The following is a 15,475-nucleotide window of genomic DNA, read 5'->3' as shown; positions in this document are numbered from 1 at the left end:
GCCTACGGAGACGACCGCATGCACGATCCATTCAAGATCACCCAACCAACCTGCATCAGCTTTTCCGGCGGACGCACCAGTGCCTACATGCTCTGGCGTGTGCTGCAGGCCAACGGCGGCCTGCCTGCCGACACCGTGGTCTGCTTCGCCAATACGGGCAAGGAAGTGGAAGCGACTTTGCGCTTTGTGCGCGATTGCGCCGAGCACTGGCAGATCCCCATCCACTGGCTCGAATACCTGTCCACGGAACCAGGCTATACGCAAGTCGATTTTGACCGGGCCAGCCGCCAGGGTGAGCCGTTCGAGGCGCTGATCCGCAAGCGCCAGTATCTGCCCAACCCGGTGGCGCGAGGCTGCACGACCAGTCTGAAGATTCGCCCGATGCACCGCTATCTTCGGCATCTGGGCTGGACGGACTGGGACCAGATGATCGGCATCCGCGCCGACGAGCAGCGCCGTGTCGCCAAGATCCGTGCGCGCGGCCACTCGACTGAATCGATCCACGAGACCATGTGCATGCCGCTGGCGGACGCCCGCGTCACGGTGCGCGACGTGGGCACGTTCTGGCAGGCGCAGCCGTTCAATCTCGAACTGCTCACGGTGAACGGGCGCACGCTCGAAGGAAACTGCGACCTGTGTTTCCTCAAACCGCGCGGGCAGCGCCTGGCGCTCATCAAGGCCAGGCCCGAAGCCGCCGTGTGGTGGATTCGCATGGAGTCTCTGAACCTGGCGAGCAAGCCCAGCGGCGCCCGGTTCCGTGCCGACGGCCCCAGCTACGCCGACCTGGCGCGCTTCGCCGCCGCCCAGGGTGACCTGTTCGACGCTGCAGAGGAACCGATCGCCTGCTTTTGCGGCGACTGACAAATACGGAAGCCCCTGGATGCCGATTGATTGCGGCGATACGCGCAAGGCTCGGCCATGCTGTCCCCATGCCTGCTGACGTTGTCAGCGACATGCCAGGCAACCATCGGTCTTCGAGGTTGCGGCGCAGTTCCCACTGCGTGACCGAGCCAGCTCGCTCCGCATCCGTCCGCGAGCGGCCACCAGTTTCTGGTGGCGGATGCTTTCGCCTTATCAACCCACCGCGGGGTTACGCACCTTTCCCCGCATGCGTGGGGCCGGTGTGTCTCCGCTTCATCCCTATGGAGATTCACCATGAGCACCACGTCCAACGAACAATCCTATTTCGACATCCACACCTCGGGCATTGGCTACATCCAACGCGCCCGTGAAGTACCCGTCAAGGGCGGCCGCCGTGCACAGCCTTTCCTGGCATGCATGATCGCCGCGATGGTCGGCTCCCCCAAAGACCCGATCTACCGCTACTTCGACGTCAAAGTCTCGGGTGCCGAGGCCAAGAAACTTGTCGAGAGCTATATCGGCGTTGACGACCCGAAGCAGCGTCCGCTGGTGCGCTTTCGCACCGGCGATCTGCGCGGTGATCCATTCATCCGCGATAAGGGTGACAAGAAGGGCCAGGCCGGCGCGTCCCTCAAGGCACGTCTGCTCAAGTCCGAACTGTTGGACCGGGCCGAACTGGCTTCGATCAAGCAGCATGAACTGATCACCCGTGGCATCGGCTACCTCAGCCGAGTGAAGGACGTCACCCCCAAGGATGGCGATCCCTTCCTGTCGTGCACCATCGCCGCCCTGAACGGGCCCGTCGATGAACCGGAGTACCGGTACTTCGACACCATCGTCGCCACTCCTGAAGCCGAGCATCTGGTTCGCCGGTGCATCCAGGCCATCGAAGGGGACCGCAAGGTGCTGATCAGCTTCAAGTTGAACGACATGAAGATCGATCCGTACATCCGCACCAAGGGCGAGCGCGCCGGGGAACCGGGTGCGAACCTCGAATCGACACTGGTCCACATCGGTCTGATCAAGATCGATGGCGTCCAGGTCTATCCGACGAGCCAGGCGAAAGCCGAGCCGCCGCAAGCTGAGGACGCACTCGCGCCCGAAGCCGAGGACGTTGCCGACACCGCTGCCGAACAACCCGCCGAGTCCGCTGAGCGCGAGCCCGAGGCGCAAGTCGAAGAGCAGGAGCCGGCGCTGGCTGATCCGTTCTGATCCGGCATGGCCCCTCACGGGGCCTTGCCTTTTTCCTATTTCCCCAAGGAGAACCATCATGACAGCCACAACGGCACCCACAAGATCAGTCCTGCCCATCGTCGTCCCGGGCCAGCTCACGTTGCGGACCATCCGCGGCAAGAATGGCCCGTTCACGGTCGGTCGACTGACCACCCCCATCGGCGAATTCGCGGTCAAAGACGCGGAGCTGGAACAGTACCCCGAAGGCAAGTACGACGGGGACTTTGTCATTCGCTACATCTTCGCAAAGTCCTATCCGGTCGCGGGCGGTGCACGGTTAGAAATCCGCGCCAACCTCGACGGCATGACGCTCAATGGCATCGACAAACTGAGCCGTGACGAAGCTCGCAGCTTCGCCACCCAGGAAGTCGATCCGCTCGATGAAGAGCAAGGGGCGCAGCCTGCGGCAACGCCGACCAAGCCCGTCAAAGCATCCAAGCCCGCCAAGCCAGCACCCACGCAGGCGTCGGCGGACCCGCTGGTCGATACCACGCCCTTCGGAGTGGATGCGCCGAAGCCTGCTGCTGCCACTGTTTCCGGCAGTGCCGAAGACGGCGACGCCGCACTGTTCGGCATCCTGTGGCCGCTGGGCGAGTCCGTGAAACTGGATTCGACCATCGACCGCCGCGCCCTGCGCGCGCAGATCGCCCGCCTGGGCGAACTGCGCTATGCGTTGGACTTCAAGACGCAGGAGTGGAGCCGCGAGGCCGAACTTCAACCTGCATGACTTGTGCGTAAACACGGGCACCGCATCCGCAGTGCTCTTCATCACCCGCTGGGGCACCTTCCCCTCGCGGGGAAGGACTCCAGTTCCTTTCTGGAGGTTTTCACCATGTCCACCATCGCTTGCGATACCCCATCACAGCCCACCGCAGATGCCCGCCCGCTGGATGAACCCGCCTGGCGGGCGATCTGCGACACCACGGCTGAACAAGCAGCCAAGGGCTGCGGGCTGTCTTACGACTACTACGTCGAACGCTTCAGCTCGTCAATCGGCGCTCAAGCTCGTCAACTGCCCGAGGACCAGCGCACCCAGGCTCTGCAAATCGCACGGGAATGGGGCTACGAAACACCTGCCGAACGGCAGGAGACCCAAGACTGGAACGCTGCACACGGCTACTGCTCACATGGCATCGAACTGGGTTGTTGCCCGGCTGGTTGCGGTTCATAAGGCCGCACTGGCATCCATCGCCGCATAGACGGCATTTCACCACCCGCTGGGAGCTTTCCCCGGAAGGGAAGCCTCCAGCCTGACTTTTCCAGGAGGCTCTCATGGGCTGGTATTTCTCTCACCAATCGCGGTCCGAGCTGATCGCGGAACTCATCGCACCGCAGGAGACCGAGCGCGCGAGCGTGAAGGTCATCGCCCACACGCTGCGCGGCAATGTCCTTTGGTCCGTGCTCGAAGTGACGGCCAAGGCCGAAGGCGTGCATCGTGAGCTCGCGCCGGGCCAGTCCCTGCGCCATATCCGGTGCGATCTGCTCGAACGCAGCGACGGCCAATGGGGCTACAAGCCATTGGACGAGTCCATGCACCCGTACTACTACTCGTGCCCCTTGAGCTACCTCGACATGGCACCTGAACAGTCCGCCGACTGGCGTGCAGGCGTTCGCGCCTACCACGTGCGACGGCGCACACCCACGGCATCCGCCGAGACACTGACGGCCTGAGAACGGCATACGCCACCCAGCCCGATCTTCTTTTCCTGCATCTGCTGCATTTCACACACCCGCCGGGTCTGCTTCCCATCGGGGAAGCGACCGGCGATTTCAATCACGGAGCTTCACCATGAGTCAGCACTACTTCGAGACGTCCCACAAGGGATTTCCCATCACCGTCATTCTCGGCTGGGACCGGCCGATGCAGCACTTCTTCCTGCTCATCCGCAAGCCGGCCGAGCTGGAAGACGACACCATCCAGGCCCTGGACGAGAACTTCCTCTACAGCAACCTGTACGAGGCAGACCCGTTCGGCCATGACCTGGACTACTACCGCGAAGTCTTGCGGCGCTTTCAGGTCAGCGTGCCCGAAAGCATCTTCAACCAGGTTCAGATCGACGCCGTGATGAATGCGGGCAACCGTTTCGTCAAGCATGAGGCCGATGGTTCGTTCGCCGAACTGTCAGCCTGACGTCGCCTGCGACGCAGCCGGAGCATTCCCTCCGGGCACTGCGCGCTTTTCATCCCTAACGGGGCATTCACTGCCCTGGCGGGCGGTGCGCCCCTCACATTGAGGACACCACCATGCCTGCACCTTCATCCAACCAGCCCCTGTACCGCATCGACGAATGCACGGACCTCATGGCCGATGCCTGCGTCTGCAGCGATCAGGGCGACTTGATCTTCCTCTCGGTCTGGGCGCGCGACACCGCCATCCAGCAGTTCATCGGGCGGCTCACCCTGGGTCGCAGCGAAGACGGTCTGGACCAGTTCCACGTCATCACCGATCAGGGCGGCTCGCTGCCCGTATTCGTCGGTTCGGTCGAGCGCCTTGAGAAGCGCCTGACCCGCAGTTATCGCCGCACGCTGTTCGGCTCGATGGTCAATCTCTGGCTGTTCGACCGGCGCTGCATCCGGCCCGACAAGAGTTCGGCCAGCGCCTTGGCGCTGCTGCCGCGTTCTGCGGCCGATCCCACGTCACGCCTGTGGCACCTGGTCAAGGACACGTGCCCGCTGCCGCTGCTGGACCACTGGCAATCGCCAGTGCTGGCACTGCTGCGCGAGCGCGAGATGCTGCGTTCCCTGCCTATGGCCCTCGGGCCGCTACAAGGGTTCCGGCTCGCCATCGACGTGCCCGTGCTCACCAACGCGCTGGGCGACTTCATCCGTGACGGTGTGCTCACCGCCCATCCGCACCGGGAGCCGGCTTTGGCCGACCTGGAAACGACCGTCGCCTGACGTTCCGCCGATGGATGCGTGCCTTGCGCGCATCCGTCTTTCCCTTCATCCCCGCCAGACAGGAGACTTCCCATGGCATTGATGTTCCCCCGGCTCGCTCGGAATTTTGCCAAAAACGGCTACTACCCAACTGACGAAGCCACACTCGAAAGAACCCTCGGCGCACTGATGCCCAGCGATGGGCCGATGTGCATTCTGGACCCCTGCGCCGGCGAAGGCGTCGCCATCGCCGAAGCCGCTCATGCCCTCGGGCCTGAGCAGGCCAGCGCCTACGCGGTCGAGTTCGATCAGGAGCGGGCCAACCATGCCCGGCTGCTGGTCGACCACTGCATCCACGGTGACCTGATGGACACCATGATCTCGCGGCAGGCCTTCGGCCTCTTGTGGCTCAACCCGCCCTATGGCGATCTCGCAAGGGATGCCAACGGCAACATGGGCTACGAAGGCAAGGGCCGCGGCCGGCTGGAAAAGCTGTTCTATCAGCGCACGCTGCCCTTTTTGCAGTACGGCGGCATCCTGGTCTTCATCATTCCGTCCCACGTGCTGGATCAGGAGATGGTTGGCTGGCTGACACGGCATTTCGCCGATCTGTCCGTCTTCCAGGCTGTGGACAAGCAGTTCAAGCAGATCGTGATCTTCGGCCGTCGTGTCCGCCAGCGTGAGCAGGCGGGCGATGACGTGAAGGCCTCCCGCGCCCGACTGCTGCAGATCGGCCTGGCCGAACTGGAGCCGGACGAGCTGCCGCCCGAATGGACGCTGCTGCCGTATGTGGTCCCCACGGCTCAGGCCGAGCCGGAGTATTTTTACCGGATCAGCATGGAACCCGAGCAGTTTGCCGACGAAGTGCGGCGTCTCAAAGGCCTGTGGCCCGCGTTCGAGACTCATCTGGGTGCGACCCAGCAGACCCTGCGTGCTCCGGCACGCGCCTTGTCCCAATGGCACTTGGCTCTGGCCCTCGCGGCCGGCGCTATCTCCGGTGTCGTGCAGTCACCCAGCGGCCGCACCCTGGCCGTCAAGGGCGACACGTTCAAGCAGAAGTCTTCCGCCGTGGAGTACCGCGAGCGCGATGACGGCTCCTTGGCCGAGACCCGCATCCTCACCGACAAGTTCGTCCCGGTCATTCGTGCCTGGGACCTTACCCCTGACTCAGCCACGCTGGGACAGATTCTCACCATCCACTGATCCCTATGGGCGACTCACCGTCCGATCTTCAACCTTTGCAAGGAGTATTCCCATGCTGTCCATCTTCCAGGGGCGTAAGCCCCAGGTTCCACCACTGTTCGCACTGGGCACGCTCAAGCTGAGCGAGAAAGTGCATTGGCTGGCGAGCAAGAGCCTCATCGACCCCTTGCCCTATGTGCAGCGCCACGTGCGCGGCGACTGGGGTGAAGTCGGCGAGCCAGAGCGTCAGGCGAACAACACCGCGCTGGAGCAAGGCACGGCGATGACTTCGCGCTTTCCGATCACGGCGCGGCTGTACCTGCTGGTCGTCACCAGCGGCGACCAGCGCACCACGGTCGTGCAACTGCCAGAAGAAGGCGCAGTGAACTGATCGCCAAACACCCGCAGTCGCGGCGTTCTTTCTTTCCACCGTCCAGGCCCCGTTTGGGGCTTTGGGCCTTCCACCATCAGGAGCCCTTCATGGCACCTAATGTCTTTCCTGCAAACGCGCCCATTTCGGTGTCGCCAACGGCGCTATTCGCCACTGGACTTATAGTCCTGACGCCTGGGGTGAAAGCTCTGGCGCGTCGCGGCTACATCAATGTCCGCACCTGCCTCGACCGGCATCGGAGCGGAGATTGGGGCCAGATCGACGCCGATGAGCGTTTCATCAACGACCACATCGGTCTCAAAGGGCGAGAAAAACTCTTCTCGCGCTATCCCGTGTCACGCGGCATCTGGATGGAGATTTGGACCATGTACGACCGCAGCATGACGGTTCTTCTCCTGCCTTACGAGTAACCGCATTCGTGTACTCACCGAGCGCCTGCACCAGCGGCGTTCTTTCTTTTCACCCACCGGGGCACTTCACCCCGATGGGGCGAGGTGCCTCTTTTCTGAAGGAGTCACCTCCATGTCCACCCCTGTGCAACACGCTTTTCCCAGGTTCAGCCCCGGCCAGGTCGTCATGACCTCGGGTGTCGCCAACCTGGTCCAACAAGGCCAGCTCAATCCGCGTCCCTATCTGCTGCGGCATCTGTCCGCCGACTGGGGGGACCTCGATGACAGCGACCGACGTCAGAACGACGCCGCGTTGAAGTCGGGCGAGGACCGCTTGTTTTCGGCCTATGAGATCGGCCCAAGCCTGAAGGTCTGGGTCATCACCGAATGGGATCGCAGCGTCACGACGGTGCTGCTGCCCAGCGAGTACTGATCCTCTTAATCACCGGCCAGATCCCGAATCCAGCCGGCTCTTCCTTCCCACCCTGGGGCATGTCACCGCCCCTTGGGGACTGGTGCATGCCCCGTTTTCTTGGAGCATCACCATGAACGCACAAGTCATCGAAGCGGCCCCAGCCGTAGATCCTTCGTCCCTGGACGACGACCTGCTCGAACAGGAATCGTCCGAACTGTCCCTGAGCCTTCAGGACTTCGTTTCCGAGTTCGGCGACGAGTTGCTGGAATCCCTCAACCGGGCCAACCCGCCCGTCTACAGCGGCACGCCGCGCCCGCACCGCCAACTGGTGCTGGCCGGCCTGAAACGCCAGTTGTTCCCCGCCCAGGCCGAGGTTGTGCATGCGGCCTCGGAACTGCTCGTCAACCAAGGCGAGCGGGCCGTGTTCGTCAACGGCGAAATGGGCACCGGAAAAACCACGATCGGCATTGCGCTGGCCGCAGTCCTGCATGCCGAAGGATATCGCCGCACGCTGGTCCTGAGCCCGCCACATCTGGTCTACAAGTGGCGCCGGGAAATCCTCGAAACCGTCGCAGGCGCAAAGGTCTGGGTGCTCAACGGCCCAGACACGCTGCTCAAACTCATCAAACTGCGCGAGCAACTGGACGTGCCATCGCCAGCGCAGGAGTTTTTCGTCCTCGGCCGTGTGCGCATGCGCATGGGGTTCCACTGGAAGCCCGCATTCGCGCGCAAGCGTACCCGTCACGGTGACGTAGGGGTCTGCCCGCACTGCGGGGAGGTCGTCACCAACCTCGACGGCGAGCCGATTAGTGTTCAGGAGCTGGAGGCGGAGGAATTCCGTCGCAAGTGCAATGGCTGCGGCGGCGCGCTGTGGACGTTGATGCGTCCTCGGTCACTGTCCGGCAGCGACCAGTCCTCGGCCGTGCTGCGTGCCTTGAAGCGCATTCCGACCATCGGCGAAGCCACCGCGCAACGCCTGATGAAAACCTTCGGGGACAGCTTCCTGGCTTCGATGCTCGGCGACAACCTGCACAACTTCATCAACCTGATGGATGCGAGCGGGAAGTTGGTGTTCTCGGATCGTCAGGCACATCGCATGGAGCGGGCCATGGCGAACATGGAGTTCGGCTTCGGTGAGGGTGGCTACCAACCCAGCGAATATGTGAAGCGGTATCTGCCGCGCAGCACGTTCGACCTTTTGCTATGCGACGAGGCGCACGAGTACAAGACGGGTGGGTCTGCGCAAGGCCAGGCGATGGGTGTCATCGCATCCAAGGTGCGCAAGACGGTCTCGCTCACCGGCACGCTGATGGGCGGCTACGCGGAGGACTTGTTCCACCTGCTGTTCCGCGCGCTTCCGGGCCGCATGATCGAAGACGGCTACGTCCCCAGTCGCAACGGCAGCATGAACGCCGCCGCGATGGCTTTCATGAGGGACCACGGTGTCCTCAAGGACATCTATTCCGAGTCCGATGGTCCGGCGCACAAGACGGCCAAAGGCAGCAAGGTCACGGTCAGAACGGTCAAGGCCCCAGGCTTTGGCCCCAAGGGCGTGCTGCGCTGCATCCTGCCGTACACCATCTTCCTGAAACTGCGAGACATCGGTGGCGTGCTGCCGCCGTATGACGAGGAGTTCCGGGAGGTGCCGATGAGCGCCGAGCAAGGCGAGGCGTATCAAAAGCTGGCTTCCAGCCTGACCCAGCAGCTCAAGAAAGCCCTGCGCAAGCGGGACACCACCTTGCTGGGCGTGGTCCTCAACACGCTTTTGGCTTGGCCCGACTGCTGCTTCAGGGCAGAGACGGTGCGCCATCCACGCACGCGCGACGTGCTGGCGTTCACTCCGGCCCAGTTCAACGAACTGGCGGTGATGCCCAAGGAGCGCGAACTGATCGACATCTGCCGTCAGGAGAAGGAAGCGGGTCGCAAAACCCTGGTGTATTCGGTCTACACCGGCACGCGGGACACCACGAGCCGGTTGAAGATGCTGCTGGAGCAAGAGGGCTTCAAGACGGCGGTTCTGCGCGCAAGCGTCGATGCCAGCCAGCGAGAAGACTGGATTGCCGAGCAGATCGAACGGGGTATCGACGTGCTCATCACGAACCCCGAACTCGTCAAGACCGGGTTGGACCTGCTCGAATTTCCGACGATTGTTTTCCTCCAATCGGGCTGGAACGTGTACACGCTGCAACAGGCCGCGCGTCGCTCATGGCGCATTGGTCAGAAGCTCACTGTCAAGGTCATCTACCTGGGGTATGCCGCCTCTTCGCAGATGGCCTGCCTCGCGTTGATGGCCAAGAAGATCCTCGTGTCTCAAAGCACGTCGGGCGACGTGCCCGAATCCGGGCTGGATGTGCTCAACCCGGACGGTGATTCCGTCGAAGTCGCACTGGCCCGGCAACTGGTCGCCGCCTGATCCCCACGCCAACGCCGGCCTTGCGCCGCCGGCTTTTCATTGTTCCCACCTTGCAGCCATGCCCACGTTTTTCGTGGGCATGGCTGCGCTTTCTTTTTCAAGGAGCTTTCCATGAACACCCATACCCAAGCCATGCCCGAAACCGTCAAAGTTCGCCTGACGCTGGACGTGGCCTATGACCTCAACGGCGAAGAACTCGATGACGTCCTGATTCGCCTGCAAAAGCGCTGCGAACGTGCCATTGGCGACGGACTGCTGACGGGCGAAACGGACGCGCTGGTGGACACCTGGTCGATTGACGTATCCACTCCGCCTTCGATGCCTGACAGCCTCGCGCTGGAAACCAGTATCGCCACCTTCATGCAACAGCGCATCGAGGACGGCAACCTTGATGCAGAGGAAATTCCCACGCGCCTGGCGCGCTACGGTCTGATGGACCCCGAGGCGTTCGCCGACGAAATGCGCGAACGCATGGGCATGGACGACAAAGGCGAGGTCGAAGGCAAGGCCGTTGTCACTGCGTCGACTGCTTCCACAAATCCGCGTGAGTTCGACATGCAGATCGCGGTCGTCTGCGTCAACACGTCCGGCATCCCCGACATACCTGTCTTCTCCGTCAGGAGCACGACCGAGGAACATGTCCTGGGCATCCACTACGACAAGGCCAAGGAACTGGCCGAGGATGCCGGATACGAAAGGCCATTCATCTGCCTGGATGCAGCCGAGCAAGGCGTCGTCCTGTCGGCGGCACGCGAGTTGGGCCTTGTTCCGCAGGTCGTCGTGGTCGATATGACCGACGGCCAGATCCACTCGATCCGCTGCGACAGCGGCGAGATCAAGGTCATCTGCTACGACACCAGCGACACCGAGGAGTATTCGGCGGCGGTGGCAGACCGCCCGGTCGGCGAGAACGGCCAGTTCGTGCGCTGCTGGGCGCATACCCAGTTGGCGCAGGTCGATCCGGGTCTGAAATCGGCTCAGAACTGATCCGGCGATTGCAGCATTCCCTTTCACAGGCCCTTCGGGGCCTTTTTTCTTGGCAGACCTGGGAAGGTGCCCATGCCAGGTGACGGAATACGCCTCGCGCACGATCCGCCACCACCACCATCGATCCGAGCAGCGTGCCCAAGGGCCGTCACTGTGTCAGCAGGTCAACGTAAGCTTGGTAGCTGTAGCTGCGGTTCTTCTTCTGTCCCGTCACCTCGACCACGATGCCCAGTTGCTCCAACATCTGCACGGCTGCGTTCGCAGTCGGGAACGTGGTTTGAAGCTGTTGCCGTACCCGTTCCACGGTAAAGCGCGGCATCATCGGCAACAACTCGAACAGCCGGTAGCTGGCCGGACTGGCCTTCGGGGATTGCAACAGCTTGCGACGGTCGGCGGCGATCAGGCTGGCGACGGCGATGATGCTCTGTTCGGCTTGAGCTGCCGAGACCGCCACGCCTTCCAGAAAAAACGAGACCCACGATTCCCAATCGCCCTCGGTACGGATCACCGACAGGCGACGGTAGTACTCGGCTTGGTGTTGCTTTAGGTAGCCGCTGAGGTACATCAGTGGCTCGGCCAACAGGCGCCAGTGTTCCAGCAACGCTGCAATCAACAGGCGGCCGATGCGTCCGTTGCCGTCCAGAAACGGGTGGATGGTCTCGAACTGCGCATGGACCAGTGCGATCTTGACCAAGGCAGGCAGGTCGTCCTTCGTATCGTGGATGAACTGCTCCAGGTTGGACAGCAGTTCCGGCACGCGCTCCGGCGGTGGCGGCACAAACACCGCGTTGCCGGGCCGCGTGCCGCCAATCCAGTTCTGCGAATGCCGCAGTTCGCCCGGTTGCTTGCCTGCACCACGCGCACCATCAAGCAACAGTTGGTGTGCGTCGCACAGCAGGCGCACGCTGATGGGCAACCCCTTGGGGTCGCGCAACTGGTCCTGGACCAGGCGAAATGCACGCAGGTAGTTGCTGACTTCGGCCACATCATCGGTGTTGCTGACCTTGAAGCCCGCTTCCTCATCGAACAGGTCGGTCAACGTGGCCTGAGTGCCTTCGATCTGCGAGGTAAGCAGGGCTTCCTTGCGCACGGCGCTGTAGAGCAGCCAGTCCACCGATGGCACCAGCCCCGACACCCCCGAAAGCCGGGCCAGTGCCAGTTCCGCCTGACGGTTCAGGTCGGCAAAGGACGCCGCCGCCAGAGGCGGCTCGGCGGGCGGCAGCGGATGCGGCACGAAAGCCCGCACTGGCTCGCCCAGCGTGGTGGATGTGGCATAGGTGCCTGTGTTTCGTTTCATTTAAAGCTGGCTTTCACTGCGAACCATCACATTAAAGCACAGTTTAATTTGAATTTCCACAATGAAAGCAGACTTTGATAAGACCCCCGTGGCGAACGGCACCCGTTCGCCACTCGAAAAAACGGGCAAGCGCCAGTTCGCATTCCTGGCTGACCGCACGACAGTGCTCAGCCAAGGTGTCGGCACCGCAACAGAAGAGCCGATGCCATGTGCCCCTTTCCATCCTGGTTTCACCATCCCAAGCGCCGCCTGCTGGCGGGACTGCTCGGCCTGATCTGGTCGGCGCTGGCTGGCGGCTGCGCGACGACCACTGCGCCACGCGCACCCGATGTCATTGAAGAGGTCTCGGCTCCCGCCGAAGTCGAGGCACCGGAGTTCATCCCGGTCGTGCGCTATGGCCGCTACACGCTGGTCGAGTTGGCCCCCACGGCAGCGCAACGCGACTTGCTGCTGCAAACCATCGACGTGTCCATGCCCGAGGACGCCCGCGCCACGGTCGGGGATGGACTGCGGCATGTGCTCAAGCGCAGCGGCTACGGCCTGTGCCAGACGGCGAACGCGGTGATCGAGCTGTACGCGCTGCCGCTGCCGGCGGCGCATCTGCATCTTGGCCCCATGACCGTGCGCGACGCGCTGCTCACCCTGGCCGGGCCGGCCTGGGAACTGCATGCGGACGATCTGGCACGGCAGGTTTGCTTCGAGCAGCCCGGCAGCGACGTTGCCACCGATCCGGTTCCCGAACAACCCGCCGCCGAAGCCGTGCAGACGTTCCCGCTGATGCCGTCCATGTCGGGAGGCCAGCCATGAACGCCCCGCAGTCTCTGCGCCGCCCGACTACTGCTGTGGTGGTGCAAAGCCTGATCTGGCTTTGGTTGATCGGCCTCAGCATCTTCGTGGCCCTGGCCTACCAGGCGACGAACGACCAGGCCGGCCAGCAGCGGCTTGATTCCCGCCTGCAACGTCTCGAAGCGCAGGTCACCGCTCTGGACGAAACCGCCCAGGCCTTGCAGCAGCGGCCCACCGCCGCGACCGCCGCAGGCCTGCAAGACGCCCGCCAGGCCTTGGAAGCACGCATTACCCAGGTCGAGCAGGCGTTGAGCGGCCATGCCGCTGCCGATGCGCTTCAGGCGCTGCGCGCCGAGGTCGAGCAGATCAAGGCACGCCAGACCGCCGCGCGGGCCGCGCCACCCACCCAGCCTCGCACCACGAGGCAACCCGCCGCCAAGCCGGAACCGCCGCCGCTGCCGTTCCGTGTCATCGGCGCCGAACTGCGCGCCGGCCAGCGCAGCGTCTCCGTCGCGCCGAGCGCCGGGGACTTCTCGCCCGACCAGCTCCAGGTGCTGCTGCCAGGCGATGCGGTCGGCCCGTGGCGCTTGCTGTCCATCGAAGGCAGCACCGCCGTGTTCCAGGCCGGTGGCCATACCCGCCGCGTGGCGATTCCTTGAGGCCCATGCGATGAAACATTCCCTCATTCCCGTCCTGTTGCTGGCCACGCTGCACCTGCCGGTGTCGGCGCAGCAGACGCCGCAGCAAGCCGCCAACGTCCAGCCCGCCCGCACCAGCCAGAGCCAGATCACGCACAGCCAGGAAGCGCGTCAGGCGAAGGAATGGGGTTTGCGCGATGACGAATTTGCCCGTTACCGCGAGCTGATGGAGGGGCCGATCGGCGTTTATTCGCCCAACCTGGACCCGCTGTCGGTCCTGGGCATCGAGGCCCGCGCTGACGAGGAACGGCGACGCTATGCGGAACTGCAGGTGCAGGTCGAAGCACGCCGCGTCGAGAAGCTGCTCGCCTATCAGCGCGCCTATGACGACGCCTGGCAGCGTCTGAACCCCGGCATGCAGCGCGTGAACCTGCCCGACGACAAGCCTGGCGCTGCCACAAGCACCAGTCCCTTGCGCGGTAGCGGCCGGACTGCGGTGTTCGTGAAGGACGGCTGCGAAGCCTGCGGACAGCTCGTACAGCGCCTGCAATCCTCGGGCACCGAGTTCGACCTGTACATGGTCGGTAGCCGCCAGGACGACGCACGCATCCGCGACTGGGCCAAGCGCACGCAAGTCGACCCGGCGCGCGTGCGCGGTGGCAGCATCACGCTCAACCACGATGGCGGCCGCTGGCTGTCGCTGGGCCTGCCCGGCGAACTGCCCGCAGTCGTGCGCGAGGTGAACGGCCAATGGCAACGCCAACCCTGACGGCACGGTTACGCGCACTGGTGGTCGCCGCAGGCTTCTGCGCCTGCGCGGCCCAAGGCCAGGAGGTGCCGCCACCGGCCTACCAGCTTGCCGCGCAGCGTGCAGGCATCCCTTCGACCGTGCTCTACGCCGTGGCCTTGCAGGAAAGCGGCATCCGACGCAACGGGCGCCTCATCCCCTGGCCCTGGTCGCTCAACGTCGCCGGCCAGTCGCGCCGCTATGCCACCCGCGCCGACGCCTGCACTGCCTTGCAGCAAGCGATGGCGTCCACCCCGCACACGCGCATCGACGCCGGCCTGGGGCAGATCAACCTCGGCTACCACCAGCAGCGCGTTACCCGTGCGTGCGATCTGCTGGACCCGTACCGCAACCTCGCCATCGCCGCCGAGATCCTGAAAGAGCAGCACACCCCCGGCGAGGACTGGCTGTTGGCGATCGGCCGCTACCACCGTCCCGCAGGCGGCGAGCCTGCCGCCCGCTATCGGCGCAGCGTGTCGCGCCACCTCGCCCGCGTGCAGGGCACGCGCCCAACCGCCACGGCACTCGCCGCGCGCCAGGAGACCTCCCCATGACAAAACCCCATTTGCCCAATCTCACCTTGAAGGGCCTGCTCGTGTCGCTGGCAGTGCTGCCGCTGGCCTCGCTGGCCGGCGAGCCGCTGATCGTGGTCGAGGACCGCGGCGGCACGTCGGCGCTGCCGTACTACGAAGCCCTCAACCTCCAGCCGCGTGCCAATGCACCGGCCCGGCCCCCCGTCCCGACGCCCCAGATTCCCGCGACACCGGCGGACGAGGCCGCCATGCTGCCGGTGCGCAGTGCCAAGCTCACGCCCGGCACCGTTGCGCGGCGGGTGATCGAGGCCCCGGGCCTGCGTCCTTTCGTGGTCGTCGGTGACGACGAGGCTTCGCAGGCCTGGCTGCGCCGCCAGGCAGATTCGCTGCGCGAGCGCGGCGCGGTCGGCCTGGTGGTCAACGTCGAGACGGTGCAGGGCCTGGCGCGGCTGCGTGCCCTGGTGCCCGGCGTGCCACTGGCACCCGTGGCCGGCGATGACCTGGCCGAGCGCCTGGGCCTGCGGCACTACCCGGCGCTGATCACGGCCACCGGCATCGAGCAATGAAGCCATGTCGGGGAAACAGCCCGTCGAGGTGCTGCTTCGCCCAGCGGTGGAGCTATACACCGTCGCAGCGTGTGCAGGCGCCGCGTTCTTGTCCCTGGTGGCCCCGTGGTCGCTCGCGCT

Annotated in this window: 19 protein-coding genes; 18 read left to right on the top strand and 1 reads right to left on the bottom strand. The window is 64.2% G+C overall.

What is annotated here, in order from left to right; translation table 11 throughout:
- The first annotated feature begins 18 nt into the window (after positions 1 to 18).
- From A6745_RS03660 to A6745_RS03605, 13 genes are all read left to right on the top strand, one after another.
- On the top strand, positions 19 to 861 hold the full coding sequence (locus A6745_RS03660; protein ID WP_066123850.1) for a phosphoadenosine phosphosulfate reductase domain-containing protein: 843 nt from the start codon (positions 19 to 21) through the stop codon (positions 859 to 861).
- A gap of 294 nt (positions 862 to 1,155) precedes the next feature.
- On the top strand, positions 1,156 to 2,073 hold the full coding sequence (locus A6745_RS03655; RefSeq protein WP_066123847.1) for a DUF3577 domain-containing protein: 918 nt from the start codon (positions 1,156 to 1,158) through the stop codon (positions 2,071 to 2,073).
- Positions 2,074 to 2,131: 58 nt separating this feature from the next.
- Positions 2,132 to 2,821 carry a DUF3275 family protein gene (locus A6745_RS03650; RefSeq protein ID WP_066123843.1) on the top strand — a complete coding sequence of 230 codons (690 nt, stop codon included), beginning with the start codon at positions 2,132 to 2,134 and terminating at the stop codon, positions 2,819 to 2,821.
- A 105-nt stretch (positions 2,822 to 2,926) separates the two neighbouring features.
- Positions 2,927 to 3,265 (top strand): conserved plasmid protein, encoded by a 339-nt coding sequence (locus A6745_RS27605; RefSeq protein ID WP_080323941.1) that lies wholly within the window; start codon positions 2,927 to 2,929, stop codon positions 3,263 to 3,265.
- Positions 3,266 to 3,366: 101 nt separating this feature from the next.
- Positions 3,367 to 3,765, top strand: a complete 399-nt coding sequence (locus A6745_RS03645) for a hypothetical protein (protein WP_066123840.1) — start codon at positions 3,367 to 3,369, stop codon at positions 3,763 to 3,765.
- Between the two features lie 118 nt (positions 3,766 to 3,883).
- Positions 3,884 to 4,225, top strand: a complete 342-nt coding sequence (locus A6745_RS03640; protein WP_066123837.1) for a hypothetical protein — start codon at positions 3,884 to 3,886, stop codon at positions 4,223 to 4,225.
- A 113-nt stretch (positions 4,226 to 4,338) separates the two neighbouring features.
- Complete coding sequence (locus tag A6745_RS03635) at positions 4,339 to 4,992, top strand: hypothetical protein (RefSeq protein WP_066123832.1); 654 nt, start codon at positions 4,339 to 4,341, stop codon at positions 4,990 to 4,992.
- A gap of 72 nt (positions 4,993 to 5,064) precedes the next feature.
- Positions 5,065 to 6,174 carry a DUF6094 domain-containing protein gene (locus A6745_RS03630; RefSeq protein WP_066123829.1) on the top strand — a complete coding sequence of 370 codons (1,110 nt, stop codon included), beginning with the start codon at positions 5,065 to 5,067 and terminating at the stop codon, positions 6,172 to 6,174.
- Positions 6,175 to 6,226: 52 nt separating this feature from the next.
- Positions 6,227 to 6,544, top strand: a complete 318-nt coding sequence (locus A6745_RS03625; RefSeq protein WP_066123827.1) for a methyltransferase — start codon at positions 6,227 to 6,229, stop codon at positions 6,542 to 6,544.
- Positions 6,545 to 6,633: 89 nt separating this feature from the next.
- On the top strand, positions 6,634 to 6,954 hold the full coding sequence (locus A6745_RS03620; RefSeq protein ID WP_066123824.1) for a hypothetical protein: 321 nt from the start codon (positions 6,634 to 6,636) through the stop codon (positions 6,952 to 6,954).
- Between the two features lie 112 nt (positions 6,955 to 7,066).
- Positions 7,067 to 7,366 (top strand): hypothetical protein, encoded by a 300-nt coding sequence (locus A6745_RS03615; RefSeq protein WP_066123821.1) that lies wholly within the window; start codon positions 7,067 to 7,069, stop codon positions 7,364 to 7,366.
- Positions 7,367 to 7,478: 112 nt separating this feature from the next.
- On the top strand, positions 7,479 to 9,761 hold the full coding sequence (locus A6745_RS03610; protein ID WP_082852879.1) for a helicase-related protein: 2,283 nt from the start codon (positions 7,479 to 7,481) through the stop codon (positions 9,759 to 9,761).
- A gap of 111 nt (positions 9,762 to 9,872) precedes the next feature.
- Positions 9,873 to 10,748 (top strand): hypothetical protein, encoded by an 876-nt coding sequence (locus A6745_RS03605; protein ID WP_066123819.1) that lies wholly within the window; start codon positions 9,873 to 9,875, stop codon positions 10,746 to 10,748.
- Positions 10,749 to 10,896: 148 nt separating this feature from the next.
- On the opposite strand, the gene A6745_RS03600 is transcribed toward A6745_RS03605, so the two are convergent.
- Complete coding sequence (locus A6745_RS03600) at positions 10,897 to 12,045, bottom strand: Fic family protein (RefSeq protein WP_066123816.1); 1,149 nt, start codon at positions 12,043 to 12,045, stop codon at positions 10,897 to 10,899.
- 207 nt (positions 12,046 to 12,252) lie between these two features.
- On the opposite strand from A6745_RS03600, the gene pilL2 reads away from it, so the two are divergent.
- Genes pilL2 through A6745_RS03575 form a run of 5 tightly spaced genes read left to right on the top strand, consistent with a single transcriptional unit; the run spans position 12,253 to position 15,355 of the window.
- Positions 12,253 to 12,852, top strand: a complete 600-nt coding sequence (gene pilL2 / locus A6745_RS03595; protein ID WP_066123808.1) for a PFGI-1 class ICE element type IV pilus protein PilL2 — start codon at positions 12,253 to 12,255, stop codon at positions 12,850 to 12,852.
- Positions 12,849 to 13,490, top strand: coding sequence for a hypothetical protein (locus tag A6745_RS03590; RefSeq protein WP_066123805.1), 642 nt, complete (start codon positions 12,849 to 12,851; stop codon positions 13,488 to 13,490). The genes pilL2 and A6745_RS03590 overlap by 4 nt, the downstream gene beginning before the upstream one ends.
- A 10-nt stretch (positions 13,491 to 13,500) precedes the next feature.
- On the top strand, positions 13,501 to 14,238 hold the full coding sequence (locus A6745_RS03585; protein WP_066123802.1) for a TIGR03759 family integrating conjugative element protein: 738 nt from the start codon (positions 13,501 to 13,503) through the stop codon (positions 14,236 to 14,238).
- Complete coding sequence (locus A6745_RS03580; RefSeq protein ID WP_066123799.1) at positions 14,220 to 14,810, top strand: transglycosylase SLT domain-containing protein; 591 nt, start codon at positions 14,220 to 14,222, stop codon at positions 14,808 to 14,810. The genes A6745_RS03585 and A6745_RS03580 overlap by 19 nt, the downstream gene beginning before the upstream one ends.
- Complete coding sequence (locus tag A6745_RS03575) at positions 14,807 to 15,355, top strand: integrating conjugative element protein (RefSeq protein ID WP_066123796.1); 549 nt, start codon at positions 14,807 to 14,809, stop codon at positions 15,353 to 15,355. Before A6745_RS03580 ends, A6745_RS03575 begins: the two co-directional genes overlap by 4 nt.
- Positions 15,356 to 15,475: the final 120 nt, after the last annotated feature.

This window comes from Bordetella ansorpii (genome assembly GCF_900078705.1).
GTDB classification, from domain to species: Bacteria; Pseudomonadota; Gammaproteobacteria; order Burkholderiales; family Burkholderiaceae_B; genus Bordetella; species Bordetella ansorpii_A.
This window is presented reverse-complemented; position numbering and strand designations above follow the sequence as displayed.

What these genes read in the sequence shown, in the direction of transcription:
- A6745_RS03660 (WP_066123850.1), top strand. Translation starts at nt 19, where the DNA reads ATGCACGATCCATTCAAGATCACCCAACCAACCTGCATCAGCTTTTCC.
- A6745_RS03655 (WP_066123847.1), top strand. Translation starts at nt 1,156, where the DNA reads ATGAGCACCACGTCCAACGAACAATCCTATTTCGACATCCACACCTCG.
- A6745_RS03650 (WP_066123843.1), top strand. Translation starts at nt 2,132, where the DNA reads ATGACAGCCACAACGGCACCCACAAGATCAGTCCTGCCCATCGTCGTC.
- A6745_RS27605 (WP_080323941.1), top strand. Translation starts at nt 2,927, where the DNA reads ATGTCCACCATCGCTTGCGATACCCCATCACAGCCCACCGCAGATGCC.
- A6745_RS03645 (WP_066123840.1), top strand. Translation starts at nt 3,367, where the DNA reads ATGGGCTGGTATTTCTCTCACCAATCGCGGTCCGAGCTGATCGCGGAA.
- A6745_RS03640 (WP_066123837.1), top strand. Translation starts at nt 3,884, where the DNA reads ATGAGTCAGCACTACTTCGAGACGTCCCACAAGGGATTTCCCATCACC.
- A6745_RS03635 (WP_066123832.1), top strand. Translation starts at nt 4,339, where the DNA reads ATGCCTGCACCTTCATCCAACCAGCCCCTGTACCGCATCGACGAATGC.
- A6745_RS03630 (WP_066123829.1), top strand. Translation starts at nt 5,065, where the DNA reads ATGGCATTGATGTTCCCCCGGCTCGCTCGGAATTTTGCCAAAAACGGC.
- A6745_RS03625 (WP_066123827.1), top strand. Translation starts at nt 6,227, where the DNA reads ATGCTGTCCATCTTCCAGGGGCGTAAGCCCCAGGTTCCACCACTGTTC.
- A6745_RS03620 (WP_066123824.1), top strand. Translation starts at nt 6,634, where the DNA reads ATGGCACCTAATGTCTTTCCTGCAAACGCGCCCATTTCGGTGTCGCCA.
- A6745_RS03615 (WP_066123821.1), top strand. Translation starts at nt 7,067, where the DNA reads ATGTCCACCCCTGTGCAACACGCTTTTCCCAGGTTCAGCCCCGGCCAG.
- A6745_RS03610 (WP_082852879.1), top strand. Translation starts at nt 7,479, where the DNA reads ATGAACGCACAAGTCATCGAAGCGGCCCCAGCCGTAGATCCTTCGTCC.
- A6745_RS03605 (WP_066123819.1), top strand. Translation starts at nt 9,873, where the DNA reads ATGAACACCCATACCCAAGCCATGCCCGAAACCGTCAAAGTTCGCCTG.
- A6745_RS03600 (WP_066123816.1), bottom strand. Translation starts at nt 12,045, where the DNA reads ATGAAACGAAACACAGGCACCTATGCCACATCCACCACGCTGGGCGAG.
- pilL2 (WP_066123808.1), top strand. Translation starts at nt 12,253, where the DNA reads ATGTGCCCCTTTCCATCCTGGTTTCACCATCCCAAGCGCCGCCTGCTG.
- A6745_RS03590 (WP_066123805.1), top strand. Translation starts at nt 12,849, where the DNA reads ATGAACGCCCCGCAGTCTCTGCGCCGCCCGACTACTGCTGTGGTGGTG.
- A6745_RS03585 (WP_066123802.1), top strand. Translation starts at nt 13,501, where the DNA reads ATGAAACATTCCCTCATTCCCGTCCTGTTGCTGGCCACGCTGCACCTG.
- A6745_RS03580 (WP_066123799.1), top strand. Translation starts at nt 14,220, where the DNA reads ATGGCAACGCCAACCCTGACGGCACGGTTACGCGCACTGGTGGTCGCC.
- A6745_RS03575 (WP_066123796.1), top strand. Translation starts at nt 14,807, where the DNA reads ATGACAAAACCCCATTTGCCCAATCTCACCTTGAAGGGCCTGCTCGTG.